Origin of the sequence: Vreelandella neptunia, assembly GCF_022489065.1 — a bacterium.
GTDB lineage: Bacteria > Pseudomonadota > Gammaproteobacteria > Pseudomonadales > Halomonadaceae > Vreelandella > Vreelandella neptunia_A.
This window is the reverse complement of record NZ_JAKVTW010000030.1, coordinates 23,989-31,113: the sequence shown is the minus strand read 5'-3', so window position 1 is coordinate 31,113 and position 7,125 is coordinate 23,989. Positions and strand designations below refer to the sequence as shown.

The window sequence follows — 7,125 nt, the reverse complement described above, 5'->3', positions numbered from 1 at the left end:
TGCGTGAAAGAAAACACCCTACACCTTACCCTCACACTAACGTGCGGTTTTCTGGCGTTTTATGTCAGAATGCACTCCTCAAGGAGGATTGCCCATGACTCAGATGCGCTGGGAACAACTACTTTCCCCACGACGTCTTCACGATCAACGCTCAACAAGCACTCGCGAAATTGGTCGTAGCCCGTTTCATAAAGATCACGACCGAATTGTTTTCTCAGGCTCGTTTAGGCGCCTTGGGCGCAAGACCCAGGTGCATCCGCTAACCGAAAACGATCATATCCACACCCGCCTAACTCACTCGCTAGAAGTTGGATGTGTAGGTCGCTCCTTGGGCATGATTGTGGGCGAGCTGTTACATGACCGCCTGCCTGAGTGGATAACGCCCGCCGATCTTGGGGTGATAGTTCAGACAGCATGCTTGGGGCATGACATTGGGAATCCACCTTTTGGACATGCTGGCGAGTATGCTATTCGTGACTGGTTTCAGCGTGCTCAAAGCAGTGGGCTATTAGAAGGCCTTTCAGACGCGGAGCGTGAGGATCTGTTGACCTATGAGGGCAATGCCCAGGGCTTTCGGGTGATTACCCAGATCGAATATAACCAGTTTAATGGTGGGATGCGGCTATCCGCAGCCACGCTTGGTGCGCTACTCAAATATCCTTGGACGGTTCGTTACAGCGGGCGAGCAGGCAAATTTGGCGCTTATCAATCAGAGCAGGCGCTACTCAAAGAGGTAGCTGAAGCAGTTGGTTTGTTGCCGCAAGGTGAGCAGCGCTGGTGTCGCCATCCGTTGGCTTGGCTTGTCGAAGCCGCTGACGACATATGTTATGCCCTGTTGGACCTGGAAGACGGTTTGGAAATGGGTATTCTGCGCTATGAGGAAGTGGTCGAAATACTTCGCCAAATTGCTGGCGAGTTCCCACCCGAGTATGCCGACATGCAAGCCCGAAACGTGTCTCAACGGCGGCGTATCGCGCTACTACGAGGCGCTGCAATGGAGCGTGCCGTCAATGATGTCGGCGCGGTGTTTGTGCAGCATGAACAAGCCCTACTGAGCGGGGCCCTTAGTGACGACTTATTGGAGTTATGCCATCCGGATCTGGGATGGGGAGTGCAAGCGGCTAAGCAGCTCGCAAGAGAGCGTATTTTTCAAAACGAGCGGAAGGCAAAATTAGAGATTGGTGCCTATACGACGCTAGGCATTCTCTTGGAAGCGTTTATTGGTGCTGCTCACGAGCTTCACCACACCGGGCATTCATCGTTTAAACACCAGCGTGTATTGGCCCTTATTGGCGAAAATACGCCGCTGCCTTCTTGGCCCCTTTACGATAGCTACCGTCGAATGCTGGACTTTATTGGCGGAATGACGGATCACTATGCGGTAGATCTAGCCCAGGAGATGGGCGGTCGTTTACGCGGTGATTAGGCTAGGTCTATAGCACTTATACCGAAGGTTGGCGTAGGTGCTTCAATTCCATCAGTCTGGCGCGCTCCAGTAGTACATTGATGATCTTATCGTGGATCGCGTCATTAAGCGGGCCAGGCGTTAGCTCCGTTATCTGTTTCGCTAACGTGTCTCCGCTTACCACCAGTATATCCGGTGCGGCTTCACTGTTATCTATCTTCCAGCCCGGGAGTACCAGTACACCACGTACGGGCACGGGCACGCCACAGCGTCGCTCTAACCAGTGGGTAAGCCAGTTAACCCCTTGGCGTGTTTTGTGCAGTGGTCGCCGCTCTTGCCAGTGAGGAAAGCGCAACCGCTCGCGCTCTACCGCTACTGTATTGAGTTCGTTGCCATCACTGCCGATAGCGAGTGTTCTTGCCCTTGTTTCCACGACAAAAACGCCATGAGGCGTTACTACCACGTGATCAATCGTGAAGCTATCTGTGGGTACATCGTGAAATACGTAGTAAGGGTGGGCGTCAGGGCGAACCAAGCGCTCAAGCTCCTGGCCAACGGCGAGTTCGCAGGCTAAGCCTAATTTTAAGCGTCGAATACGTTGATAGTCACGTACCAGCAGCAATGAAAACGTCAGCACAAGTAAGGTGCTGAGCAGGCCATAGAGTGCCCATTCGACCCAGTCCTGTCGCTCGACAAACAGCATGCGCCCCATCCCATAAACAAGCGGGGCAAGGCTGATAATGGGGCCTAAAGCGCCATTTAAAAAAAGGCTGGAAAAAGCTTGATCAAGGCGGTGCCTTAGCGCTTGCCCGGGTTCATGCAGAGGAGCTTTGAAGGGTGAATGAACGCGGGCATCGTGAAGATTACGCAGCGCCAAGACAATACTGGCCATTGCCGCCATGGGGAATAAAAAAATGAGGGGTAGCAAGTATTCCAGCCAAGCCATTGCAGTGCCTTGCCCTATAGCGACTTACTTGACGGTAAGTCTTGGTGATGTAGAAGGTTTAACCCCCTGCGAGTTTAACCTGATAGCCCAGAACGCTTAACTCTTGGCGCAGAACATCGCGATGGTCACCTTGAATTTCAATAATACCGTCTTTAACAGCTCCACCCGTCCCGCAACGCTTTTTAAGCGTCTTTGCCAGTGTTTTAAGTTCTTCACTAGGCAAAGGAATGCCGCTAACAGTGGTCACGCCTTTGCCTTTACGCCCACTGGTTTCACGCCGAATACGCACTACGCCATCGAGAGCCGCTAGGCGTTGCTGTTCGCTCATATCATCACACAGACAGGATTCGAGTGCTTCCCGACAGGTAGGGCAGGTTTTACCATGTTCAGTGGAGTAAACCAGCCCACCCAATTGATCACGCAAAGAGGCCATTATTATCCTCCTATAGAGTGTTGAGGCACGGGTGTCTGCCAATATTCACGTGTGAGACGCTCCACTACGGCGGGTAACTGATACATATTACTGATCATAATGGCGGTTTCTGGCGTCTCTTCGGCATCAGGGAAGCGGTTTAAATGAATTACCGTCATCCCCGCTTGCAGCGCTGCGCGAACACCGACCAAGGCATCATCTATGGCGATACAGTCACGCGCTGCATACCCCATGATACTTGCTGCGTGTAAATGTAAACAGGGCTCAGGCTTCCAACAATTTGCGGTATAGCCGCTGAAAAAGCGTTTTCCAAAATAGTGGTTGAGTCCTGTGGCTTTTAAAGCCGTAAGAATTTTGCTTTCAGGCCCATTAGAAACTACTGCACTCGGATAAGCGTCCAATATATCCAACGCTTCACGGGCGCCGGGTATGGCCGTCAACTCCTGAGCAAGCCGCGTCGCGAGATTGGCGCGCATAGAGATTTCCATGCGCTCAAGCTGGTCAGGGTCAACATCACCGTAGCGCTGCTGAAGTTCAGCAACGATACGCCGAAAGCGCGCTCCACGAAACTCGCCAAGATAATCAGTAGACGCGAAAGGTAGCCCTACTGAATTAAGCCCAACGGCCATCTCTTCGGCCAGTAGCGGCTCGCTATCGACGAGTGTGCCATCACAGTCAAACAGCAAAAGTGGGAGCGGCATTGCGGTTCCTTGCAGCGGCTCAAGCGCTGCCAGTGTTAGTTGAAGCCATCCATACTGCTATTGAACGGGATTTTACGTCATTTGTGAACACTGTTTTGTTATTTTTTACTTGCCTACACGTTACTCTTGAGCCAGCTTAAATGGCTACGCTCATTTTGGTGGCCGCTGTTGTATGTCATTTAGCCTTAGGACACGCTGTCGAACTAGCGTTGGAAACGGCCAGCTGCGCTGAAGAGAAAGCAGGGATACACTATTCTGTCATACCCGCACCATGGAGAACGCCCAATGCGCCTAACCCCTTTGTTCCTAACGTTTGCACTTAGTACTGCTTTGCTGACAACGACCAGCTATGTCTTCGCTGATAATCATGAGGCGGGGGAGGAGCAGCATGAGCCGCTCGACGATGCAGCACTGGAAGAGGAGTACGGTATTAAAGCGGGGTCTGTAAAACGCGATGAAGAGACCTCTAGCGATGCTGATCAATCTAACGATCAGGCTCGTATTCGCGAAGAAGAAGAGGAAGAAGAAAAGAATGAAGAGGAAAATAGTGAGAATGCCAACAGTGGTGAAGAAAGCAGCGGAGCAGAAGAAACCCGCGAAGGTGAGGATGACGTAGCGCTAGAGCCTGGTAAGAGTGAAGATAGGAACCCAGAAGCTGGTACGGGCGGAACGGGCAGTCCAGATGATGCTATCCATAGCAGCGAAGAAGAAAATGGCGACAACGATGATAACGATGGCACTGACGATAACGAGTAACGTCAATGCCTGAAATAGCTACTTAGCTAGGCGGCGTGAATTAGCGCTACTGCGCTGATGGTAAGGTTTCATTGTGCGCTGGCTGGTAACCCACCAAGGGGCTAACTGGCCGTTCATTGAGTTAAACAGCGCTTTCTGCATTTCGAGGCCAGCTTCCATGCTGGCTTCGAGTTTTTCGGTGACCATTTTTTGATTTTCTTTCATCATATTAGGGCTGAAAAAAGGCTGTGTTTGCCATAAATGATTGCGCATGGTGATGGTCGATAGCGAAGTCGTCCAGAGTTCAAATGCCATTAAGCCAGCCTTCCAGACATCGAACATTGCGAGCGGTGTGGTAGGCATCATTGGCAACATTGTGGAGCTTTTCATGGGTATTGGCCTCTCTGTTGGAACACGAAACCTCGTGGACTCATCACCAGTGTTGGAGTATCAATGCTGCAATGCAATATGTATTTCGTCGAGCATAACGTGAGTTAAGTAAAAAAAAGACGACCGATTGGTCGTCTTTTCATTAAGTAATTGTACTAACAGGCTTACTTGATTTTAGGCGCCATTTCGCCGCGCTCGTAGCGTAGGGACATCGCGTCAAGGCTAATTGGTTTAATCTTGCTAGCGTTGCCTGCTGTACCAAAGGCCTCATAGCGGGCGATGCACAGGTCGCGCATTGCTGTTACGGTTTCCTTTAAGAACTTACGTGGGTCAAATTCGGCAGGATTCTGGGCCAGAAAACGACGTACCGCGCCGGTGGATGCCAGTCGCAGGTCGGTATCGATATTGACTTTGCGCACGCCGTGCTTAATCCCTTCAACGATCTCTTCCACCGGAACGCCGTACGTTTCGGAAATTTGGCCGCCATACTGGTTGATGACTTCCAGCCACTCTTGCGGCACGGATGAAGAGCCGTGCATAACAAGGTGGGTATCGGGAATGCGCGCATGGATCTCTTTAATGCGCTGAATAGAGAGCGTATCGCCAGTGGGTGGTTTGGTAAATTTGTAAGCGCCGTGGCTAGTGCCAATCGCAATGGCTAATGCGTCCACATGCGTCGCTTTAACGAATTCGGCGGCTTCTTCTGGGTCGGTAAGTAGTTGCTCCATATCCAGTTTGCCTTCAGCGCCAATGCCGTCTTCTTCACCCGCCATACCGGTTTCCAAACTGCCCAGGCAGCCCAGTTCACCTTCAACGGAAACACCACAGGCGTGGGCCATTTCCACCGTACGACGGGTAACATCGACGTTATAGTCGTAGTCGGTGGGTGTTTTGCCGTCTTCGCCCAAAGAGCCATCCATCATCACCGAGGAGAAGCCTAGCTGGATGGAGCGCTGGCAGATCGCAGGGCTGGTGCCGTGATCCTGGTGCATAACAACAGGAATATGCGGGAACTCTTCCACAGCCGCCAAAATCAAATGGCGCAGAAACGGTGCGCCCGCATACTTTCGAGCACCCGCAGAGGCTTGCACAATCACGGGAGAGTCAGTGGCGTCAGCAGCTTCCATAATGGCGCGCATCTGCTCAAGGTTATTAACGTTAAATGCCGGGATGCCGTAGCCATATTCGGCGGCGTGGTCGAGCATTTGGCGCATGCTGATCAAAGCCATGAAATTACCTTATGTATGTTGTAGAGACCGAGTTGTCAAAAACGGTGCTGTTAGACGAAGCTGTATAAATAATCGACTGCAGTGAGCGTTCAAGTTCAAGTCGTGCCATGTTAACCGCGTTTGGCGGCCGCTTCGAGTGCAGCGACGGCAGGTAGCTCTTTACCTTCGACATACTCAAGGAAGGCGCCGCCTCCAGTGGAGATGTAGGACACGCGATCCGCTATGGCATATTTATCAATGGCCGCCAACGTATCGCCGCCACCGGCAATAGAGAAACCTGCACTATTGGCGATCGCCTGGGCAATTACCTGAGTGCCTTTGCCGAACTGATCTATTTCAAATACCCCCACAGGGCCATTCCATAGGATAGTGCCCGCATCCTTTAGCATACTTGCCAAATGAGCGGCGGTGTCTGGACCAATATCTAAAATCATCTCATTGTCAGCGACTTGGTCAACCGGTTTAACGATGGCTTGTGCTGATTCAGAAAACTCAGTGGCCACCACCACATCGGTGGGTAACGGAATCGATACCTTTTCCATCAGCGCCTTCGCCTGGCCTATCAAATCGGCTTCGTATAACGATTTGCCGACATTATAGCCTGCGGCGGCAATAAAGGTGTTGGCGATGCCGCCACCGACAATAAGTTGATCACACTTATCAGCCAGCGCGGTGAGCACATCCAGTTTGGTAGATACTTTGGAACCACCAACGATCGCCACCATAGGACGTGCCGGTTTCGCCAGGGCTTTTTGCAAAGCATCGAGTTCTTGGGCCAGTAGCGGGCCTGCGCAAGCACTGGGTGCAAAACGGGCCACGCCGTGAGTAGACGCTTGTGCGCGATGAGCCGTGCCAAACGCATCCATGACAAAAATATCGCATAGCGCGGCGTACTGCTTTGCCAGCTGCTCGTCATCTTTTTTCTCGCCGCTATTGAAGCGAACATTTTCAAGTAGCACCACATCACCGTTGGCGATGTCTAACGTCTCACCAAGATACGTCTTGATTAGCGGTACTGGGCGACCTAGCAGCTCAGCCAGGTGCTCAGCCACCGGCGCAAGCGAGAATTCATCGGCGGGTTCGCCTTCAGTGGGGCGCCCCAAGTGGCTCATTAGCATTACTTTCGCGCCAGCCCTCATGGCTGCTTGAATCGTCGGCAATGCGGCGCGTAGGCGTGCGTCGCTGGAGACGCGGCCATGTTTGATGGGCACATTCAAATCTTCACGGATCAGCACGCGTTGCCCTTCCAGGGGAACGTCAGTCATCTTTTTCACGTTCATGTGAGC

Annotated in this window: 8 protein-coding genes; 2 read left to right on the top strand and 6 right to left on the bottom strand. The window is 52.1% G+C overall.

From position 1 onward, the window contains the following. The first annotated feature begins 94 nt into the window (after nucleotides 1-94). Nucleotides 95-1,426 carry a deoxyguanosinetriphosphate triphosphohydrolase gene (locus tag MLE19_RS22020; protein WP_240720502.1) on the top strand — a complete coding sequence of 444 codons (1,332 nt, stop codon included), beginning with the start codon at nucleotides 95-97 and terminating at the stop codon, nucleotides 1,424-1,426. 16 nt (nucleotides 1,427-1,442) lie between these two features. Here MLE19_RS22020 and MLE19_RS22015 read toward each other — a convergent pair whose 3' ends face one another. The 3 genes from MLE19_RS22015 to MLE19_RS22005 are packed head-to-tail and all read right to left on the bottom strand — an operon-like array spanning nucleotide 1,443 to nucleotide 3,485. Next, nucleotides 1,443-2,351 carry a nuclease-related domain-containing protein gene (locus MLE19_RS22015; RefSeq protein ID WP_240720501.1) on the bottom strand — a complete coding sequence of 303 codons (909 nt, stop codon included), beginning with the start codon at nucleotides 2,349-2,351 and terminating at the stop codon, nucleotides 1,443-1,445. 58 nt (nucleotides 2,352-2,409) lie between these two features. Then, on the bottom strand, nucleotides 2,410-2,784 hold the full coding sequence (locus MLE19_RS22010; RefSeq protein WP_240720500.1) for a translation initiation factor Sui1: 375 nt from the start codon (nucleotides 2,782-2,784) through the stop codon (nucleotides 2,410-2,412). A gap of 2 nt (nucleotides 2,785-2,786) precedes the next feature. Next, entirely contained in the window at nucleotides 2,787-3,485 is a 699-nt protein-coding gene (locus tag MLE19_RS22005) for an HAD family hydrolase (RefSeq protein ID WP_240720499.1), read from the bottom strand. A 285-nt stretch (nucleotides 3,486-3,770) separates the two neighbouring features. Here MLE19_RS22005 and MLE19_RS22000 point away from each other — a divergent pair, with 285 nt between their 5' ends. Then, nucleotides 3,771-4,241 carry a hypothetical protein gene (locus MLE19_RS22000; protein ID WP_240720498.1) on the top strand — a complete coding sequence of 157 codons (471 nt, stop codon included), beginning with the start codon at nucleotides 3,771-3,773 and terminating at the stop codon, nucleotides 4,239-4,241. Nucleotides 4,242-4,259: 18 nt separating this feature from the next. Here the strand turns inward: MLE19_RS22000 and MLE19_RS21995 are convergent, their stop codons facing one another. The 3 genes from MLE19_RS21995 to MLE19_RS21985 form a co-directional block, all read right to left on the bottom strand. Continuing rightward, nucleotides 4,260-4,610: a hypothetical protein gene (locus MLE19_RS21995; RefSeq protein ID WP_240720497.1), complete on the bottom strand. Its 351-nt coding sequence runs from the start codon at nucleotides 4,608-4,610 to the stop codon at nucleotides 4,260-4,262. A gap of 164 nt (nucleotides 4,611-4,774) precedes the next feature. Further along, nucleotides 4,775-5,839, bottom strand: a complete 1,065-nt coding sequence (gene fba, locus MLE19_RS21990) for a class II fructose-bisphosphate aldolase (RefSeq protein WP_240720496.1) — start codon at nucleotides 5,837-5,839, stop codon at nucleotides 4,775-4,777. Nucleotides 5,840-5,949: 110 nt separating this feature from the next. Beyond that, nucleotides 5,950-7,119: a phosphoglycerate kinase gene (locus MLE19_RS21985; RefSeq protein WP_240720495.1), complete on the bottom strand. Its 1,170-nt coding sequence runs from the start codon at nucleotides 7,117-7,119 to the stop codon at nucleotides 5,950-5,952. Between the last annotated feature and the right edge of the window lie 6 nt (nucleotides 7,120-7,125).